This window comes from Streptomyces sp. NPDC096310, from assembly GCF_044763125.1.
Taxonomy (GTDB): Bacteria; Actinomycetota; Actinomycetes; order Streptomycetales; family Streptomycetaceae; genus Streptomyces.
Genome location: NZ_JBIWFO010000001.1, coordinates 595483 through 614418, shown reverse-complemented (window position 1 = coordinate 614418; position 18936 = coordinate 595483). Strand labels below are relative to the sequence as shown.

Annotated in this window: 12 protein-coding genes and 1 pseudogene; 7 read left to right on the top strand and 6 right to left on the bottom strand. The window is 71.9% G+C overall.

The window, feature by feature from the left end:
- Positions 1 to 198 precede the first annotated feature (198 nt).
- Positions 199 to 975, top strand: coding sequence for an enoyl-CoA hydratase/isomerase family protein (locus ACIQ7D_RS02385; protein WP_403932643.1), 777 nt, complete (start codon positions 199 to 201; stop codon positions 973 to 975).
- On the opposite strand, the gene ACIQ7D_RS02380 is transcribed toward ACIQ7D_RS02385, so the two are convergent.
- Together ACIQ7D_RS02380 and ACIQ7D_RS02375 are read right to left on the bottom strand one after the other, a co-directional pair.
- The gene (locus tag ACIQ7D_RS02380; protein ID WP_403932640.1) at positions 970 to 1611 is read right to left on the bottom strand and encodes a DJ-1/PfpI family protein; all 642 of its coding nucleotides are present in this window, start codon (positions 1609 to 1611) and stop codon (positions 970 to 972) included. The genes ACIQ7D_RS02385 and ACIQ7D_RS02380 overlap by 6 nt on opposite strands.
- A gap of 89 nt (positions 1612 to 1700) precedes the next feature.
- Complete coding sequence (locus tag ACIQ7D_RS02375; protein ID WP_403932637.1) at positions 1701 to 2678, bottom strand: GlxA family transcriptional regulator; 978 nt, start codon at positions 2676 to 2678, stop codon at positions 1701 to 1703.
- Between the two features lie 179 nt (positions 2679 to 2857).
- On the opposite strand from ACIQ7D_RS02375, the gene ACIQ7D_RS02370 reads away from it, so the two are divergent.
- A complete protein-coding gene (locus ACIQ7D_RS02370) occupies positions 2858 to 5257 on the top strand; it encodes a Tex family protein (RefSeq protein ID WP_403932634.1) in 2400 nt (799 codons plus the stop codon).
- A gap of 54 nt (positions 5258 to 5311) precedes the next feature.
- Here ACIQ7D_RS02370 and ACIQ7D_RS02365 read toward each other — a convergent pair whose 3' ends face one another.
- Positions 5312 to 6949 (bottom strand): ABC-F family ATP-binding cassette domain-containing protein, encoded by a 1638-nt coding sequence (locus ACIQ7D_RS02365; protein ID WP_403932631.1) that lies wholly within the window; start codon positions 6947 to 6949, stop codon positions 5312 to 5314.
- 184 nt (positions 6950 to 7133) lie between these two features.
- On the opposite strand from ACIQ7D_RS02365, the gene ACIQ7D_RS02360 reads away from it, so the two are divergent.
- Positions 7134 to 8096, top strand: a complete 963-nt coding sequence (locus ACIQ7D_RS02360; RefSeq protein ID WP_403932628.1) for an FAD-dependent oxidoreductase — start codon at positions 7134 to 7136, stop codon at positions 8094 to 8096.
- A gap of 119 nt (positions 8097 to 8215) precedes the next feature.
- Here ACIQ7D_RS02360 and ACIQ7D_RS02355 read toward each other — a convergent pair whose 3' ends face one another.
- Both ACIQ7D_RS02355 and ACIQ7D_RS02350 read right to left on the bottom strand, forming a co-directional pair.
- The gene (locus ACIQ7D_RS02355; RefSeq protein WP_403932625.1) at positions 8216 to 9607 is read right to left on the bottom strand and encodes a M14 family metallocarboxypeptidase; all 1392 of its coding nucleotides are present in this window, start codon (positions 9605 to 9607) and stop codon (positions 8216 to 8218) included.
- Positions 9608 to 9615: 8 nt separating this feature from the next.
- Positions 9616 to 11643, bottom strand: coding sequence for a Xaa-Pro dipeptidyl-peptidase (locus tag ACIQ7D_RS02350; protein ID WP_403932622.1), 2028 nt, complete (start codon positions 11641 to 11643; stop codon positions 9616 to 9618).
- Positions 11644 to 11871: 228 nt separating this feature from the next.
- Here ACIQ7D_RS02350 and ACIQ7D_RS02345 point away from each other — a divergent pair, with 228 nt between their 5' ends.
- Positions 11872 to 12912 carry a LacI family DNA-binding transcriptional regulator gene (locus tag ACIQ7D_RS02345; protein ID WP_403932620.1) on the top strand — a complete coding sequence of 347 codons (1041 nt, stop codon included), beginning with the start codon at positions 11872 to 11874 and terminating at the stop codon, positions 12910 to 12912.
- A 135-nt stretch (positions 12913 to 13047) separates the two neighbouring features.
- Here ACIQ7D_RS02345 and ACIQ7D_RS02340 read toward each other — a convergent pair.
- Positions 13048 to 15297: pseudogene (locus tag ACIQ7D_RS02340) on the bottom strand (glycosyl hydrolase); the annotation flags it as partial.
- Between the two features lie 303 nt (positions 15298 to 15600).
- Here ACIQ7D_RS02340 and ACIQ7D_RS02335 point away from each other — a divergent pair.
- The 3 genes from ACIQ7D_RS02335 to ACIQ7D_RS02325 all read left to right on the top strand — a co-directional run bounded on the left by ACIQ7D_RS02335 (position 15601) and on the right by ACIQ7D_RS02325 (position 18880).
- Positions 15601 to 16902, top strand: coding sequence for an ABC transporter substrate-binding protein (locus ACIQ7D_RS02335; RefSeq protein WP_403932617.1), 1302 nt, complete (start codon positions 15601 to 15603; stop codon positions 16900 to 16902).
- A 101-nt stretch (positions 16903 to 17003) separates the two neighbouring features.
- Positions 17004 to 17972, top strand: a complete 969-nt coding sequence (locus ACIQ7D_RS02330; protein WP_403932614.1) for a carbohydrate ABC transporter permease — start codon at positions 17004 to 17006, stop codon at positions 17970 to 17972.
- The gene (locus ACIQ7D_RS02325; protein WP_403932610.1) at positions 17969 to 18880 is read left to right on the top strand and encodes a carbohydrate ABC transporter permease; all 912 of its coding nucleotides are present in this window, start codon (positions 17969 to 17971) and stop codon (positions 18878 to 18880) included. The genes ACIQ7D_RS02330 and ACIQ7D_RS02325 overlap by 4 nt, the downstream gene beginning before the upstream one ends.
- The last annotated feature ends 56 nt before the right edge of the window (positions 18881 to 18936 follow it).

Below are 18936 nucleotides of genomic sequence, written 5' to 3'. Positions count from 1 at the left end.
CGTTGCTCCTCATCGGGGGACGAGTCTTGACCAAGGACATGGTCCGTACCGGAGCGCTGAACAAAAGTCAGCCCCAATTGGCGGAGTGCGATCACTTGAGAGCCGAGAAGCCGAGTACGCGCTCCATCCTGATCACTCTCTGTCGTTCGAAGATCGGCTCGCGGCGTTACCGGTGATCGCGGGGATAGCATCCGGCTCATGGAGCCCCAGCTTGCGCACACGGTCGAGGACGGCATCGCGACCGTGGTCATCCACCACCCCGCCAAACGCAACGCGATGACGGCGGCGATGTGGCGGGAACTGCCGCCGCTGCTCGGGCGGCTGGCGGACGACCCGGCGGTCGGGGCACTGGTGCTGACCGGGGCGGGGGACACCTTCTGCGCGGGCGCCGACATCTCCTCCCTGCGCGGAGCGGGCCTGCCGGGCGGCCCCGGCCCGGCCGGGGAGGACCCGCAGGCGCTGGCGGTACGGGCCGAGGAGGCGCTGGCGGCCTTCCCGGGGCCGACGCTCGCCGCCGTACGGGGCCACTGCGTGGGCGGCGGCTGTCAGCTCGCCGCCGCCTGCGATCTGCGGTTCGCGGAGGAGGGCGCCTCGTTCGGGGTCACTCCGGCGCGGCTCGGGATCGTCTACCCGGAGTCCTCCACCCGGCGGCTGGCCACGCTGGTGGGGCCGGCGACAGCCAAGTACCTGCTGTTCTCGGCCGAGTTGATCGACACGGAACGGGCGCTGCGCACCGGGCTCGTGGACGAGGTGCTGCCCGCCGGGCAGTTGGCCAAGCGCGTCGCGGAGTTCACCCGGGTCCTGCTCTCGCGTTCGCGGCTGACGCAGGCGGCAGCCAAGGAGTTCGCCTCGGGCCGCACCGGCCGCGCCCCGTACTGGGCGGAACAGGCGCGCGGCAGCGGCGACGCCGCGGAGGGAGTCGCCGCCTTCCTGGAGCGCCGCGCGCCGGAGTTCACCTGGGCGGCCGGGTCATGAGCCGGCGTCCGCCGCGCGGCCCCTGACGCGCATCTCCTCGACCAGGTCCGCGGGGGCCTTCGCGGGCGAGCCCGCGTCGAAGGGCGGCTGCGGGTCGTACTCCGTCATCAACTGGACGGCCTGCGCGAACCGGTCGTCCACCAGTGAGGCGGTCAGGGTGAGCCCCATGTCGATCCCCGAGGAGACACCGGCCGCCGTGACGTACTTGCCGTCGGTGACGACGCGTTCACCGGTCGGCTCGGCGCCGTACGTCCGCAGTCCGTCGAGAGCGAGCCAGTGGGAGGTGGCCCGGCGCCCGGTGAGCAGCCCGGCGGCGGCGAGGAGCAGGGAGCCGGTGCAGACGGAGGTGGTCCAGGTGGTGGTGGCGTCCACCGCGCGCAGCCAGTCGAGCAGCGGCTCGTTCGTCATCTGCGCACGCTGGCCGGGGCCGCCGGGCACGACGAGCACATCCGGGGCGGTGACTTCGGCGAGTGTCCTCTCCGCGACGAGGGAGAGCGATCCCCGCTCGTCGTGGACGGCTCCGGCGTGCTCGGCGACGAAGACGGTCTCGGCGCCGGGGACGCGGTGCAGGATCTCGTACGGGCCGACGGCGTCCAGTGGGGTGAAGCGGTCGAAGAGGAGGATGGCGATCTGCATGAGGGCCTGGCTTTCCGGTCGGCTGGTCCCGGACGGGATCAGGATGCGGTCAGGAGGAGGTCAGGACGGAGGGAGCAGGACAGAGAGGGTCAGGGCAGGGAGGCAGGAGAGGGGGCCGGGCGGAAGCGGCGGCGGTATTCGGCGGGGGCCGTGGCCAGGGCCTTCACGAAGGCGCGGCGCATCGCCTCCGGGGTGCCGTAGCCGCAGGAGCGGGAGATCTCCTCGACCCCGTCGGCGCTCTCCTCCAGCAGCCGCCTGGCGTGTTCGAGCCGTACACGCTCCACGTAACGGCCCGGCGTCGTGCCGGTCTCGGAGCGGAAGGCGCGCGCGAAGTGGCGCGGTGAGAGGCGGGCACGGCCGGCCAGGGCCTCGACCGAGAGATCGTCCCCCGGGTGCTCGCTGATCCAGCTCTGCACCGCCAGCAGCGGCTCGCTCCGCGCGGTCTGGGCGGCGAGTTGCGCGCTGAACTGCGCCTGGTTGCCGGGCCGGCGCAGAAAGACCACGAGCTGGCGGGCGACGGCGAGCGCCACCTCACGGCCGAGGTCCTCCTCCACGAGGGCGAGGGCCAGATCGATACCGGAGGTGACCCCGGCGGAGGTGGAGATCGCACCGTCGCGCACATAGATCGGGTCGGGGTCGACACGCACGGCCGGGTGGTTCCGTGCGAGGAGTCCGGTGGCGCCCCAATGGGTGGTGGCGCGACGTCCGTCGAGCAGCCCCGCGGCGGCGAGTACCAGGGCGCCGGTGCAGACCGAGACCAGCCGCCGCGCGCGGGGCCCCCGCTCCCGCACCCAGTCGACCAGGTGCGGGTCGGGGCTCCGGGTGCCCGCGCCGCCGGGCACGAGCAGGGTGTCCGGGTCGTCGGCGGCGGCGAGCGAGGTGTCCGGGACAAGGGTGAGCCCGCTGGAGGTGCGCACCGGCGCGCCGTCGAGCGTGGCCGTACGGATCCGGTACGCACCGGGAGCGCCGGCCGCGGACGCCGCCCCGGCGAAGACCTCCACGGGGCCCGTCACATCGAGACTCTGCACCCCGTCGAAGAGGACGACCAGGACGGATCGTTCTGTCATGGCTCTCATCCTTCGCCCGGGGGCCGGTGTCCGCAATGACGAATACCCCGCTTTTCCTGCCATGGTGGCCGCGGCCGGTACCGTGCCCGGCTCCGTACCCGCTGCCCGGTCCTGCCCGCCGATGTCGGTGCCACCTGCCACAATGCAGGCGCCGGACCACAGAACAGCGGAGCGTGATCGTGACGACGTCCATCGAAGGCAGGATCGCCGAGGAAATCGGCGTACGCGAGCGGCAGGTGAGGGCGGCCGTCGAGCTGCTCGACGGCGGATCGACGGTGCCGTTCATCGCGCGTTACCGCAAGGAGGCCACCGAATCGCTCGACGACGCGCAGCTGCGCACCCTGGAGGAGCGGCTGCGCTATCTGCGGGAGCTGGAGGAGCGGCGGGCCGCGATCCTGGAGTCCGTACGCGAGCAGGGCAAGCTGGACGACGCCCTGGAGGCGCGGATCAGGACGGCGGACACCAAGGCGCGGCTGGAGGACATCTATCTGCCGTTCAAGCCCAAGCGGCGGACGAAGGCGCAGATCGCCCGCGAGTCCGGCCTGGCGCCCCTGGCCGAGGGGCTGCTGAGCGACCCCTCGGTGGAACCGCTCGCCGCCGCCGCCGCGTTCGTGGACGCGGACCGGGGCGTCGCGGACCCGGCCGCCGCGCTGGAGGGCGCCCGCGCCATCCTCACGGAGCGGTTCTCCGAGGACGCGGATCTCATCGGTGAGCTGCGCGAGCGGATGTGGACGCGGGGCCGGCTCGCGGCGAAGGTACGGGACGGCAAGGAGGAGGCGGGCGCCAAGTTCGCGGACTACTTCGACTTCGCCGAGTCCTTCACGGAGCTGCCCTCGCACCGCGTGCTGGCGATGCTCCGCGGGGAGAAGGAGGACGTTCTCGATCTGGTCCTGGAGCCCGAGGAACCCTCGGAGCTGCCGGGTCCGACCGCGTACGAGAACATGATCGCGCGGCGCTTCGGGATCGCGGACCGGGGCCGGCCCGGCGACAAGTGGCTCGGGGACACGGTCCGGTGGGCGTGGCGCACCCGGGTTCTGGTGCATCTCGGCATCGATGTGCGGCTGCGGCTGCGGACGGCGGCCGAGGACGAGGCGGTACGGGTCTTCGCGGCGAACCTCCGCGACCTGCTGCTGGCCGCGCCGGCCGGGACGCGCGCCACGCTCGGCCTCGACCCCGGGTTCCGTACGGGCGTGAAGGTCGCCGTGGTCGACGCGACGGGCAAGGTTGTCGCCATCGACACGATCTATCCGCATGTCCCCGCGAACAAGTGGGACGAGTCCCTGGCGAAGCTGGCACGGCTGGCCGAGCAGCACGCGGTCGACCTGATCGCCATCGGCAACGGCACGGCGTCCCGCGAGACCGACAAGCTCGCCGCCGATCTGTGCGCCAGGCACCCGGAGCTGAAGCTCACGAAGGTGATGGTCTCCGAGGCGGGCGCCTCGGTGTACTCGGCGTCCGCGTTCGCCTCGCAGGAACTGCCGGATCTCGACGTGTCGATCCGCGGCGCGGTCTCGATCGCGCGCCGTCTCCAGGACCCCCTGGCCGAGCTGGTGAAGATCGACCCCAAGTCGATCGGGGTCGGCCAGTACCAGCACGACCTGTCCGAGGTGAAGCTGTCCCGCTCGCTCGACGCGGTCGTGGAGGACTGTGTGAACGGGGTGGGGGTGGACGTCAACACCGCGTCCGCGCCGCTGCTCTCGCGGGTCTCGGGCATCGGCGCGGGGCTCGCCGAGAACATCGTCGCCCATCGTGACGCGAACGGCCCCTTCCGGTCACGGCGCGCGCTCAAGGACGTGGCCCGGCTCGGCCCGAAGGCGTACGAGCAGTGCGCGGGCTTCCTCCGTATCCTCGGCGGCGACGACCCGCTGGACGCGTCGAGCGTGCACCCCGAGGCGTACCCCGTGGTGCGGTCCATGGTGAAGGCGACCGGCGGCGACGTCGCTTCGCTGATCGGGAACGGCTCCGTGCTGCGGTCGCTGCGCCCCGCGGAGTTCGTGAACGACTCCTTCGGGCTGCCGACGGTGACGGACATCCTGCGTGAGCTGGAGAAGCCGGGCCGGGACCCCAGGCCCGCGTTCCGGACGGCCACGTTCAAGGAAGGCGTCGAGAAGCTGGGTGACCTGGCGCCGGGGATGGTGCTGGAGGGCGTGGTGACGAATGTCGCGGCGTTCGGCGCGTTCGTGGACATCGGGGTGCACCAGGACGGGCTGGTCCATGTGTCCGCGATGTCGAAGAACTTCGTCAAGGACCCGCGTGAGGTGGTGAAGCCGGGCGACGTGGTCCGGGTGAAGGTGATGGAGGTCGACATCCCGCGGAAGCGGATCTCCCTGACGCTGCGCCTGGACGACGAGGCGGGTGCCGCGAAGCCGGAGCGGGACCGGTCGGGCGGCGGTGACCGGCCGCCGCAGCAGCGGCAGGGCGGCCGTGGTGAGCGTGGTGGCCGCGGCGGCGGCGGGGGCAGGAGCGGTGGCGGGCGCCAGGCCGCGGCGCCGCCTCCGGCGAACAGCGCGATGGCGGATGCCCTGCGGCGGGCCGGGCTGACCGACCCGAAGGGCGGCGGGGGCGGCCGGCGCGGCTGACGCCGGTGGGGTGCCCGGACCGGGCGCCCCACCACCGGGGTCCGGGGTCCGGGGTCAGCGCTCCGTGACGCTGCCCGCCGACACGTCGAGGCGGCGTGTCGTGCGGACCGCGTCGAGCATCCTGCGGTCGTGCGTCACCAGCAGGAGGGTGCCGTCGTAGGAGTCGAGCGCCGACTCCAACTGCTCGATGGCGGGCAGGTCGAGATGGTTGGTCGGCTCGTCCAGGACGAGAAGGTTCACACCCCGGCCTTGGAGCAGCGCGAGGGCGGCGCGGGTGCGTTCGCCCGGGGAGAGGGTCGTCGCGGGGCGCAGCAGATGGTCCGACTTGAGGCCGAACTTGGCGAGCAGCGTACGGATCTCGGCGGGTTCGGTGTCGGGGACGGCCGGGCGGAAGGCGTCCAGCAGGGTCTCTGAGCCGTGGAAAAGCGCGCGGGCCTGGTCGACCTCACCGACGACCACACCGGAGCCGAGGGTGGCGTGGCCGGCGTCCAGCGGCAGCCGGCCGAGGAGCGCGGCGAGCAGGGTGGACTTGCCACTGCCGTTGACGCCGGTGATCGCGACGCGGTCGGCGCGGTCGATCTGGAGCGTGACGGGGCCGAAGTGGAAGCCGCCCCGGGTCGCTTCGGCGCTGTTCAGCGTCGCGACGACGGCGCCGGAGCGGTCCGCCGAGGCGATCTCCATCCGCAGTTCCCACTCCTTGCGCGGCTCCTCGACCACGTCGAGTCGTTCGATCATCCGCTGTGTCTGGCGGGCCTTGGCGGCCTGCTTCTCGGTGGATTCCGTCCGGAGGTTGCGGCCGATCTTGTCGTTGTCGGTGGCCTTGCGCCGGGCGTTCTTGACACCCTTCTCCATCCAGGAGCGCTGGGTGTGGGCCCGGGTCTCCAGGGCCGCCTTCCGGTCCGCGTACTCCTCGAACTCCTCGCGGGCGTGGTGCCGCGCCCGCTCGCGCTCCTCCAGATATGCCTCGTAGCCGCCGCCGAAGAGAGTGATCTTCTGCTGGGCCAGGTCGAGTTCGAGGACCTTGGTCACCGTACGGACGAGGAATTCGCGGTCGTGGCTGACGACGACCGTGCCGGCCCGCAGCCCGGTGACGAACTTCTCCAGGCGTTCGAGGCCGTCGAGGTCCAGGTCGTTGGTCGGCTCGTCCAGCAGGAAGACGTCGTACCGGGAGAGCAGCAGCGAGGCGAGGCTCGCGCGGGCGGCCTGGCCGCCGGAGAGGGTCGTCATGGGCTGGTCGAGTCCGACGGTCAGGCCGAGCGAGGCGGCGGTCTCCTCGGCGCGCTCGTCGAGATCGGCGCCGCCGAGGGCCAGCCAGCGCTCCAGACCGGCGGCGTAGGCGTCGTCGGCGCCCGGCGCGCCGTCGACCAGCGCCTGCGTGGCCTCGTCCAGGGCGGTCTGTGCGGCGGTGACGCCGGTCCTGCGGCCCAGGAAGTCCCGTACGGTCTCCCCCGCGCGCCGCTCCGGCTCCTGCGGGAGGTGGCCGACGGCGGCGGTGGGCGGCGAGAGGCGCAGCTCCCCGTCCTCGGGCGTGTCGAGTCCGGCGAGCAGCCGGAGCAGGGTGGACTTCCCGGCGCCGTTGGCGCCCACGAGCCCGATCACGTCACCGGGCGCGACGACGAGGTCGAGCCCGGAGAAGAGCGAGCGGTCGCCGTGTCCCGCGGCGAGGTCCTTGGCTACAAGTGTGGCAGTCATCAGAGCGTCCGATCGTAGCGGAGTGCCGGCCGTGGCAGCCCGCCGGCGCGGCTCGTCCGGGGCCGTCGTCGGGTGGTGGTCCCACAGGTGGGGGCGGGGAAGCAGGGTCTCCCGGGCAACACGGTGCCGTCCAGCGGATATTGAAGGGGCCCGGGGCGCTCCTGCGGCCTTATAGGCTCGGTGCATGAGCGGCGGAACGTGCGATGTGGTCGTGGTCGGCGGTGGGGTCATCGGGCTGACGACGGCGGTGGTGCTGGCGGAGGGCGGCCGGCGGGTGGGGCTGTGGACCCGTGATCCGGTGGCCAGGACCACATCGGCGGTGGCCGGGGCGCTGGTCTGGCCGTACCGCATCGAGCCGGCCCGGCAGGTCGGTCCCTGGCTGGAGCTGTCGCTGGAGCGGTACGAAGCGCTCGCGGGCGACGCGGAGCGGACGGGGGTACGCCTCGTGTCCGGCCTGATGGCGCACACCTCGCTCGCCGGGCTGGGGAGCTGGACGTCCCGGGTACGGGGGTTGCGCGAGGCCCGCCCCGACGAACTGCCCGAGGGCGTCCGCCAGGCGCTGCGGGCCATGGTCCCGCTGATCGACATGCCGGTCTACCTGCGGTATCTGAAGGCGCGGCTGCGGGCGGCGGGCGGCACGGTCGAACGGCGCTCGGTGACGGATCTCGGCGAACCGGCCGCCGTGGCGCCCGCAGTGGTGGACTGCACGGGGCTGGGCGCCCGGGAGCTGGTGCCGGACGTGTCGGTCCATCCGGTGCGCGGGCAGGTGGTGATCGTGGAGAACCCGGGGATCGAGGAGTGGTTCGTGGGCGCGCTGCCGGGCGCGAGCGAGATGACGTACGTGCTGCCGCAGCCGTACGGGGTGCTCCTCGGCGGGACCGCGACCGAGGGCTCCTGGGATCTGGGCCCCGACCAGGAGGAGGCCGATGCCATCGTGGCGCACTGCGCGCGGATCGTGCCCGCGCTGGCGGGCGCGCGGGTGCTGGAGCACCGGGTGGGGCTGCGCCCCGCCCGCCCCCGGGTGCGGCTGGAGGCCGTACCGCTGCCCGGCGGTGGGCGGCTGGTGCACAACTACGGGCACGGCGGCGCGGGCGTCACCGTGGCCTGGGGGTGCGCCGAGGAGGCCGCACTGCTGGCCGTCGGCTGACCGGGCCGGAACGGGAGCCGGAACCCGGGCCGGAGCCGGAACCCGTGAACGCGCGTCGGGTCCGGCCCCCTCCGTCCCCGTTCCGGGGCTCCGGCTTCCCGGGCCCCTGGCTCACGGCGTCAGCAGGCGGCGGGAGTGGCCGCGGTCAGGTGGTAGTCGGCCCGCCCGTCGAGGAGCAGCACCGCCAGTGCCCGCTGGGACTGGCGCAACGGTACGAACGCGCCCTTTCCGGTGGGCAGCGAGACCACTCCGTGCAGGGCGAGTTCGTCCTTGACCTCCGCGTACTGCGCGGCGTCGAGCCGGTAGCCGCAGGGCGGGTCCTGGATGATCCCGTCGGGGGTCGCGGGGTCGTTGTCGGCGCCCCCGAGATAGACCGGGCCCCGGTCCTTCAGTCCGGCCAGCCGGGCGGAGGCGGTGGCCGCGGCGATCCGGGCCCTGCGCTCGTCGGTGAAGGAGAACAGGCCGCCCAGGGAGTCGAGCTGGCTGGTCACCCGGCGCCGGTTGTTGAGGGACGGGTCGGCCTTCTCGGCGTCGGTCAGCGGGTTCACCCGGCTCTCGATGAGCAGGCTGACGGAGTGCTTGACTCCCGCCGCGTTGCGCAGGATGCGCTCCTGGCCGTCGCCCGCGGTCTGCCGGATGGGGTCACCGGTCACCGGGTCGGTCCAGATGCCGTAGGTGCCGATGGAGTGGCCCGCGGCTTCGGCGGCGGGGCGTATGTACCGCTCGGACAGGCTCTGTGACGCCTCGTGGACGCCGGGGGCGGTGTTGAGGTTGCGCGGCCAGAGGTCGAAGAGGTCCTTGTCGTAGTAGGGCGGGGTGGCGCCGTATTCGTGCAGGTCGTAGACGATGTCCGGGGCGCGGTCGCGCAGGACGGCCGCCATGGCGCGGGCCTCGGCGGTGGCCAGTTCGACATGGTCGCGGTTGATGTCGACGCCGTCGGAGTTGCCCCGGGTGTCGGCGGCCCGGCCGTCCGGGTTGGCGGTGGGCAGGACGAGAACGCTCGTACGGTCCAGGAAGCGCCGCGTCTCCCGGTCCTTGGCGTAGGCGAGGTCGCGGACGGTGGTGAGGCACGCCTCGCGTCCCGACGGTTCGTTGCCGTGCTGGCTGCACACCAGGAAGACGGTGACGGGGGCGCGCCGGGCGCCGAGTTCGACGAGCTGGAGCGGGCGCCCCTGCTCGGTCGTGCCGATGGTGCGCAGCGAGACACGGTCGCCGCCCCGGGCGACGGCGGAGAGGAACGCCCGCTCCTGGGCCTCGCCGGTCCACTGCGCGCCGTCGCTGGTCTCGAAGCCGGTGCGGGGGGCGGTGGTCGCCGTTCCGGCCGCGGCGGGGGCGGCATGCGCGGGGGCGAGGGCCGTCGAGGACACGGCCAGGACCAGGGCCACCGAGGAGGCCGCCAGGACCAGGGCGCGCGCCCCGGGGACGCGGTGGAGCAGGGCGGTGGACCGCGACCGGGCGACGGAAGGGGGCGTCGTCCGCGTGGCCGTCCGGGCGGCCGTCTTCATCTCCATCGTCGTCCTCATCGGTTGTGGTCTCCCGGGATGGGAGAGGTCGGTCGGGGCTCGGTCACGCCGCCGGTCAGGGGCTCACGCGGGACGGCGTGCGGGGGTACGGCGCCGGTGGTGGCGCGGGCGAACGCCTTCGCGCCGCCGACGAACGGGACGTGCGCGGCCGTGCGGGCCAGATCGACGGTGAGCGTGGGCGTGCTGGAGGGCGGGTCGATGAGCCCCCGGTCGGTACCGGCGACGATCAGCGCGAGCCGGTGGCCGGCCGGGACGACATGGTCGGTCGCGGCGAGTTCGAGGGTGATCGTGTACGGCGTGCCGGGGATGAGCGGGCGCCCCCGCTCCGCCGAGGCGTAGGTGCCCAGATCGGCCCAGCCCCGGCTGACGACGTTGTGGCCCACCTCCGTGGTGCGGGCCGCGGTCTCCCGGTAGCAGGAGCTGTCCGCCGTGGTGCTCGGGCCCCAGCAGGTGCGTTCGGTGAGGGTGGTGATGCCTTCGCCGGAGGCGCCGTAGTCACGGATGGTGTCGGGGCCGAGGTCGACCAGGACGGCGGAGAGATGGGCGGTCGAGGTGGACGGTGTGGCGGTGACGGTCACCTTCGAGGAGCCGGACAGCCGCAGGTCCTGGCTGAGGGGGCGGGTGACGAAGCCCGTCTTGGCTGGGGTGGAGCGGTCGATGTCGGTGGCCCAGTCGTCCTCGCCGAGGCGCCGGTCGTCGGTGAAGGTCTCGGTGGAGCCGGGCGCGGCGGGGGTGGGGCCGAGCGTGCCCACGCCGGGCAGGGCGCCGCTCTCCGGGCGCAGGGTGGTGGTGGCGGTGGTGCTCGGGGGCCAGACCCGGTCGGTGGTCCACCGGTCGGGGGCGCGCTCGATGTCCGCCATGGGCTCGCGGTCGATGCCGTTCTCGTAACCGAGAAGGTAGTGGTCGAACCAGCGGTGCAGGGTGGTGACCCAGGTGGCGCGGCGGAAGTCGAAGGGGTCGACATGACCGGTCTGGGAGAGCCAGATCTTGCGCTCCACGCCCGCGTCGGCGAGCGCGTCCCACCACTGGCCGAGGTGTTTCGTACGGACGTTCAGGTCCTGCATGCCGTGGACGGCGAAGACGCTGGCCTTCACCTTGGACGCGTCCCGCACATAGTCGCGCTCCGTCCACAGCGGGGTGATGTCGCCGCTGCGGGGAGCGCCCTCGACCAGCCGCTGCTGGACCGCCTGGCAGCGGGTGCGGGCCTCGGGGCTCTCCACGTAGTCGGAGAGCCAGTTGGGGCCCGAGTCGTACAAGGGTGCGCCCTGCGCGAAGTAGTAGTCGTACCAGGAGGAGATGGCGGCGATGGGGACGATGGTCCTGAGCCCCTTGACGCCGGTGGCGGCGACGCCGTTGGCGATGGTGCCGTCGTAGCTCTTGCCGATCATGCCGGTGGCGCCGGTGGTCCACCCCGCCTGTACGGGGTCGGAGCCGGTGCGGCTGCCGTACGCGCGAGCGCGGCCGTTCAGCCAGTCGACGACGGCTTTGGCGGACTGGACGTCGGAGCGCCCGCCGGTGTCCACGCAGCCGTCCGAGCGGTTGGTGCCCGCCAGGTCGACGGCGACGAAGGCGTAGCCGCGCGGGACGAAGTAGTTGTCGTAGTGCAAGGGGAAGCCGGCCGGGTCGCCGTCGGCGTCGTAGGTCTTCCGCTGGCTCTCGTTGCCGCGTCCGCAGCAGGAGTAGTAGGGGCTGGCGTCCATGATCACGGGGATCTTGCGGCCCTGGAGCGCGGGTTCGTGCGGGCGGATGATGTCGACGGCGACGCGGTCGGTCCTGCCGTCCTCGTCGCCGTCGAGGCCGGTGTCGACCCACACCGACTCCCTGACCGCGTCCTCGTACGAGTAGACCGGAGTGCTCTCCTTCACTCGCAGGCCGCTCACCTCCGGTGGGGTGCCCGGCTCCGCTCCTTGCGCCGAGGCGGGGGTGAGCAGCACCCCGAACAGCGCGGCGGAGGCCGCCGCGGCGAGCGCTCCGCGCGACCAGCGTCCGAATGATCTGCGGGCAGCCCGCGGCCGGATCTCCATGGGGCGGAAGCTACCCCGGTCAACTCCCGTTCAAAAGAGGGCAGTCCCGGGATCAGGGAGACATCAGGAGGACACCGGGGAAATGTCAGGGGGCCACGGAGGACTGGGAGCGCTCTCAGGCGCCATGGTCAGCGGCTAGTCTGGGGGCCTGTCCGGCTGCCGCGCCGCGCCCCGCGGGCGCGCCGCCGCCGTACGGTCCGCCGTATCCACCGACGAGGAGCGCACGTCGTGTCCGAGCCGACCCCCGGGGCACGCCCCACTCTGGAAGCCGTCGCGGCGCGCGCCGGTGTCTCCCGGGCCACGGCCTCCCGGGTCGTCAACGGCGGCGCCGGGGTGCGCAGCCCGCTGGTCGAGAAGGTACGGCGGGCCGTCGACGAGCTGGGGTACGTACCGAACCACGCGGCCCGCTCCCTGGTCACCCGGCGCACCGGCGCGGTCGCCGTGATCATCGCGGAGCCGGAGATCCGGATCTTCTCCGATCCGTTCTTCTCCCAGCAGATCCGCGGGATCAGCAAGGAGCTGACCGCGCACGACACCCAGTTGGTGCTTCTGCTGCTGGAGGGTCCTGGCGACTACGACCGGATCGCCCGCTATCTGGCGGGCGGCCATGTCGACGGCGCGCTCGCCTTCTCCCTGCACACCGACGACCCCATCCCGGCGATCACCCAGCGGGCCGGGATCCCGACGGTGTACGGGGGGCGGCCGAGCTGGACGTCGGCCGCGGACCAGCGGGTCGTGCCGTACGTGGACGCCGACAACCGCGGCGGTGCCCGGCAGGCCGTGCGCTATCTGCGGGACCTGGGGCGGCGGCGGATCGCGCACATCGCGGGGCCGCTGGACCAGACCTCGGCGACGGACCGGCTCGACGGCTACCGGGACGTGCTGATGGACGAGGATCCGGCGCTGGTCGCGGCGGGCGCGTTCACCGAGGAGAGCGGCGCGCGGGCGATGGCGGAGCTGCTGGACCGGTGCCCCGGGCTGGACGCGGTGTTCGCCGCGAACGACCTGATGGCGGCTGGCGCGCTGCGGGTGCTCAAGGAGCGGGGCCGCTCGGTACCCGGCGATGTGGCGGTGGTGGGCTTCGACGACATGGACGCGGTGGTGGGTGTCACGGACCCGGCGCTGACCACCGTCCAGCAGGATGTCGACGGGCAGGGGCGGCTGATGGCGCGGCTGCTGCTGCGCGGTCTCGACCGGGACCGGGAGGGCTCCACCGCGCCCACCTCGGTCATCACACCGACCACACTGGTACGGCGGGACTCGGCCTGAGCCGTGTCCCGCCGTACGGGTGGGTCCGCCGGCGGTGTGTCCGCCGCCTTGTCCGTCGTTTCTGTCTCGTCGCGGTGGCTGCCTCTTCGCGGCGACCAACTCGTCGCGATGGCTGCTTCGTCGCGGTGGCTACTTCGTCGCGGTGGACCTGGCCGGGACGTCGAGCGTCGTTCCGTCCGAGAAGGAGACGGTGGTGGCGGTGGCGCCGAAGTTGTGCGCCGCGTAGACGCGTACACCGTTCCTGCTGAAGACGGCCGAGGTGGGCAGGGAGCCCGTCACCGTCGCGTCGGGGGCGCCCAGCGCGTCCAGTGTGGCGATCCAGTGGTACGTGTGGGCCCTGGACTCGCCCGCCTCCGGTGTGTAGTCCGCGCCGCCCGCGTCCCACTTCGCCTTGGCCGCGGCCGGGTCGGCCAGCGCCTCGAACTCCCAGAGGATGTCGCGCCATTCGACGGCGGGGCCGCCGTTCTCCCGTTCCATCTCGGCCAGATTGCGCCGGATGGCCTCCTTCTCGCGGGCCAGGTGGAGCGAACCACCGGTGACGGGAAGGACGTTGATGCCGTGGATCTCCTCCGGGTTGGCGGTCCACCAGGTGGAGTACGCGCCGCCGCTGCCCCACACCATGCCGACCGTGTCATGGCCGAAGGAGGACGGGAAGACCTCCTGGTCGGCGTCGAACCAGTACTGGGCGATCGCCTCGGACTCGGTGGCCAGCAAGTAGCTTCCCAGGTCGCGCAGTTCGCCGTTGCCGGTGGCGGAGCCCCAGAGCACCAGGGCGGCGCTGAGGTTGGTGGACTCCGAGGACGACTCCTGGTTGTTGCCCGCGGCGAAACCCTGGTGTCCGGAGGCCCAACTGTGGCCCGCGTACACGTCGAAGCCGCGCAGGAACGGGAAGTCGGCGTCGGTGCGGCTGGGGTTGGCGGTGTCCCGTACCAGCGTCTTCACCATCGAGCCCCAGGCGTCGTCGGCGGCCCACGCCTGGTCGTACTGGGCGACGATCGCCGCCGCGTAGACGTAGTAGCTGTAGTGGAAGTGGTGGTCGTTCAGCTCGGTGTCACTGCCGTAGGAGGCCGGGTAGCCGATGAGTGTCTTCCACTGCTTGTCGTAGCTGAACTCGCTCGCTCCGCCCGCCGTGAACCACTCCTCCAGCCTGCCCTTGAGCAGTCCGAGGAGCTTGTCACGGGTCGCGCTCTCGCCGATCTGGTCGGCCATGGGCACCAGTTGGGCGAGGCGGCCGAGCGCCTTGCCGGTCCAGTACGTGTCGGTCGCACCCGAGAACGGGTCGGCCGCGTTCGCCGCCTCGTCCAGATACCCCTTGAGCCGCGCCCGGTCCACACCGCTGGAGGCGGGCAGTGCGGGCAGCACCCCGGAGGACCGCTGGCTCGTGGTGAAGGAGGTGGCCTCGCGGACCTTCATGGTGCCGCGTGGTGAGACGTACGTGTACGGGGTCAGCGCGTCGGTGGTGTGCAGCCACTGGTGCCGGTAGAGGGCCTGGAGGGTGCCGGTCTCGGTGCCCTCCTGCGGCTCAGTGGTGAGCCGGTAGGTCGCCCCGACCGTACCGGCGTCGGTGCTCCAGCTCACCTCGGATCCGGTGACGAAGCTGTACGCGTACTTCCGGTACGTCGCGAGCGCGTCGGTGGAGGGCAGGACGGCGAGGGAGAAGTAGTCCTTGGCGCCGAGCCCGGCCGTGATGGTGGAGCCGGCGACCGACCAGTCGCTGCCGCCGGGCGCGAACAGGGCGTAGTGGTGGCCCGCGACGGTGATGCCGAGGACGTTGCCGTCGTCGGCGAAGACGGTGGGCGCGGCGGCGGTGGTGATCCGTGCGTCGCCGCCGGAGCCCTTGGCGTAGACGTAGGGCAGCCCGTGGCCGATGGTGGTCCGCAGGGTGCGGGCGCCGTCCGACCAGTAGGGCGTGACCGTCCAGTCCGACCAGTCATCGGCCTTGGTGTCGGGCGAGTTGAGCCCGGTCAGCCCCAGGGTGAGATCGGCCTTGTGGGCGTACTCGTACTGACGGCCCTCGCCGACGATCGCCGGGGTGGTCGGGTAGCCGACCTCCAGACCGCCCGAGGTCGCCTGGTAGGTGAGGGGGTGGCCGTACATCGGGGTGGAGTAGGGGTTGTCGCCGTACCGCTGGAAGGCGAGGGAGGACCACCAGTCGTTGGTGGGGACCGGCTTGTCCCGGGCCGCTTCGGTCACCTTGGGGGTGACGGGCGTGCCGGTGTTGGTGGTGGGGCCGGACGTGCCGGCGGGCCGGGTGTCCGAGTAACTGCCCGCTCCTACAGGGGTGTCGGCGGCCACGGCCGGGGAGGCGGCGGGGCCGAGGCCGATGGCGGCCAGGGTGCTGACCAGGACCAGCGCGGCGGCTGGTCTGGCACGGGAGACGGACATGGGCGGCACCTCACGGGGGTTGTGGGGGGATGCGGGGATGCGAGCGTTGCGACGTGGAGGGCGGGGGTGGGGTGGGGGATGGGACGTCCAGTGTTCGAGAGCGCTCTCAGACGCCAGGAAACGTAAAACTTCTGAAACAGAAGTGTCAATACGTCGGACACAGAGGCGAGTTAGCGCTCGTCCCCATCCGTTACGCGTTCGAGTCTTGACGGGGCGGTCCGCTCCGGGGCACGCTCCACCCCAGATTCTGAGAGCGCTCTCAATCGGCTCTCGTGTGTACTCCGAAGCCAAGGGAGGCTTCTCATGCCCATCGCCCGAGCCGCCAGCAGGGCCGCGGTCCGTCTCGGTGCGGTCGTGCTCTCCGGGGCACTGCTCGTCGCCTGCGGGTCAGGTTCCTCAGGGACCTCCGACAGCGCGGGAGGCAAGGTCACGCTGACCGTGGACCTCTTCGGATCGTTCGGCTACAAGGAGGCCGGGCTCTACGCGGAGTACCAGAAACTCCACCCGGACATCACGATCAAGCAGAGCGACACCGAGGACGAGGCCGACTACTGGAAGTCGCTCCAGACCCGGCTGGCCGGCGGGGGCGGGCTCGCCGATGTGCAGGGCGTGGAGGTCGGACGGATCGCCTCCGTCACCCAGCAGCAGTCCGACAAGTTCGAAGACTTGAAGCGGTACGGAGCGGACACGCTCAAGGACCAGTTCGCCGAGGCCAAGTGGTCGGCGGCGACCACCCAGGACGGCCGGATCCTGGGGCTCGGCACCGATGTCGGGCCCGAGGCGATGTGCTACCGCTCCGACCTGTTCAAGAAGGCGGGGCTGCCGACCGACCGCACCGAGCTGGCGAAGAAGTGGTCCACATGGGACGGCTATCTCGCCCTCGGCAAGGAGTACATGGCGAAGGCGCCCGCGAAGAGCGCCTGGCTCGACAGCGTCGGCAGCCTCTACTCGATCATGATCGGCCAGGAGAAGGAGCGGTACTACGACGCCTCCGGCAAGCTGATCTACGAGCAGAACCCGGCTGTGAAGACCGCCTGGGACACCTCGGTCAGGGCCGCGGACGCCGGGCTGAGCGCCAAGCTCGACCAGTGGTCGCCGCAGTGGAACCAGGCGTTCGCGGCGGGCTCGTTCGCCACCATGCCGTGCCCGGCGTGGATGCTCAGCTACATCAAGGGCCAGGCGGGCGAGACCGGTTCGGGCAAGTGGGACATCGCCGCGCTGCCCGGCGGGGCGGGCAACTGGGGCGGCTCGTACCTCTCCGTACCGCGCGCCGCCGAGCACAAGAAGGAGGCGTACGAGCTGATCAAGTGGCTCACCGCGCCCGAGCAGCAGGCCAAGCTCTTCCGGAAGCAGGGCATCTTCCCGTCCTCCACCGGTGCCATCGAGCAGATCGCGGACACGAAGGACCCGTACTTCTCCGGCGCGCCGACCGGCCAGATCTTCGGTGACGCCGCCAAGGCCGCGCCCGTCCAGGTCCTCGGGGTCCATGACGCCAATGTCGCCCAGCAGATCACCAACGCGCTGAGCGAGGTGGAGCGCAAGGGCAAGGCCTCAGGAGCGGCGTGGTCGACGGCGAAGAAGGGCGTCGAGAACGTCATCGGCTGACGCCGACGCGGGTCCGGGCCGGTCCCGACCAGGGCCGGCCCGGACTCTCCCGCGCATCCCCCACCCCGGTTCTCCTCTCCCCCGCTTGCGAAGGCCGATCCATGACCCTCACCGCCACCGCGAAGGCGGCGCCGCCGCCCGCGCCGGGCCCTCCGGCGTCCCGGGCGTCCGCCGTGCGCCGCTCCTGGCGCGCGTTCTCGCCGTACGCCTATCTCGCCCCGTTCTTCACCCTGTTCGCCGCCTTCGGGCTCTTCCCGCTGCTCTACACGGCCTATGTCTCGCTCTACCGGGTGGAGTTGCAGACACCGGGCGACATGGAGTGGCGTGGGCTCGGCAACTACACGGCGATCTTCACCGACGCGTACTTCTGGACCGCGCTGCGCAACACCTTCACCATCGGTGTGCTCGCCACCGTGCCGCAGCTCGTGATGGCGCTGGGGCTGGCCCATCTCCTCAACTACAAGCTGCGCGGGCGGACATTCATCCGTACGGCGATGCTGCTGCCGTACGCGACCTCGGTGGCCGCGGCGACCCTGGTCTTCGCCCAGCTCTTCGGACGCGACTTCGGTCTGGTCAACTACGTGCTGGGGCTGGTCGGCGTCTCCCCGGTGGACTGGCAGACCGGCACCGTCGCCTCGCAGATCGCCGTGTCGACCATCGTGATCTGGCGCTGGACCGGGTACAACGCGCTGATCTATCTGGCGGGCATGCAGTCCATCCCGAGCGAGCTGTACGAGGCCGCCGAGGTCGACGGGGCCTCGCGCTGGCGGCAGTTCCTCCACATCACACTGCCGGGACTGCGCCCCACGATCGTCTTCACGGTCGTCGTCTCCACCATCGGCGCCACCCAGCTCTTCGGTGAGCCACTGCTCTTCGAGGGGTCCATCTCGGGCGGCATCTCGCACCAGTACCAGACGCTCGGCCTCTACCTGTACGAACAGGGCTGGGGCTTCTTCCACCTCGGCCGGGCCGCCGCGATCGCCTGGGTGATGTTCCTGCTCATCCTGATCCTGGTCGGCATCAACGCCCTGGTCGCGCGCCGACGTTCGCGTAAGGAGGCCGGCCGATGACCACACTCACCGCCCCGCCGACCCCACCGTCCCCGCCCGCCGGGAAGGAGCCGGGGCCGACACCGGTACGGCGTCGGAGCCGCGCCGGGCGCACGATGCACGGCGGATGGCTCTCGTACGCGATCCTGACCGTCGCGCTGCTCTTCTCCGCGTTCCCGTTCTACTGGACGATCGTCGCGGCCAGCCGCTCCAACGCCGATCTGGCGAAGGTGCCGCCGACCCTGCTGCCGGGCCCCCACCTCATCGACAACTTCCAGGCGGTGCTGGAGGAGGCCGACATCGCCAAGGCACTCCTCAACTCGCTGATCGTCTCCGGGTCGATCACGGTGGGGACCGTGCTGTGCTGCACCCTGGCCGGGTTCGCCTTCGCCAAGCTGCGCTTCCGCGGGCGCGGTGTGCTGCTCGCCGTCACCATCGGCACGATGATGATCCCGCCGCAGCTCGGGGTGATCCCGCTGTTCATGCTGATCGCCGAACTCCAGTGGGTCAACCAGCTCCAGGCCGTCATCCTGCCCGGACTGGTCTCCGCGTTCGGTGTGTTCTTCATGCGGCAGTACCTGGTGCAGTCGCTGCCCGACGAGCTGATCGAGGCCGCCCGGGTCGACGGCGCCTCCACCGCGCGGATCTTCTGGTCGGTGGTGGTGCCCATCGCGCGCCCCGGGATGGCCGTGCTCGGGATGCTGACCTTCATGGCGGCGTGGAACGACTTCTTCTGGCCGATCATCGCGCTCTCCTCGCAGAATCCGACCGTCCAGGTGGCGCTGCGCCAGCTCGGCGGCGGCTATGTGCACGACCAGTCCGTGATCATGGCGGGCACCCTGCTCGGCACCCTGCCGGTGCTGCTGGTCTTCGGACTGCTCGGCCGGCAGATCGTCGGCGGCATTATGCAGGGCGCCGTCAAGGGCTGAACTCGCCCGCACCACCCGTATCCCCCCACCGCACCACCCGTACCCCCACTGTTCCG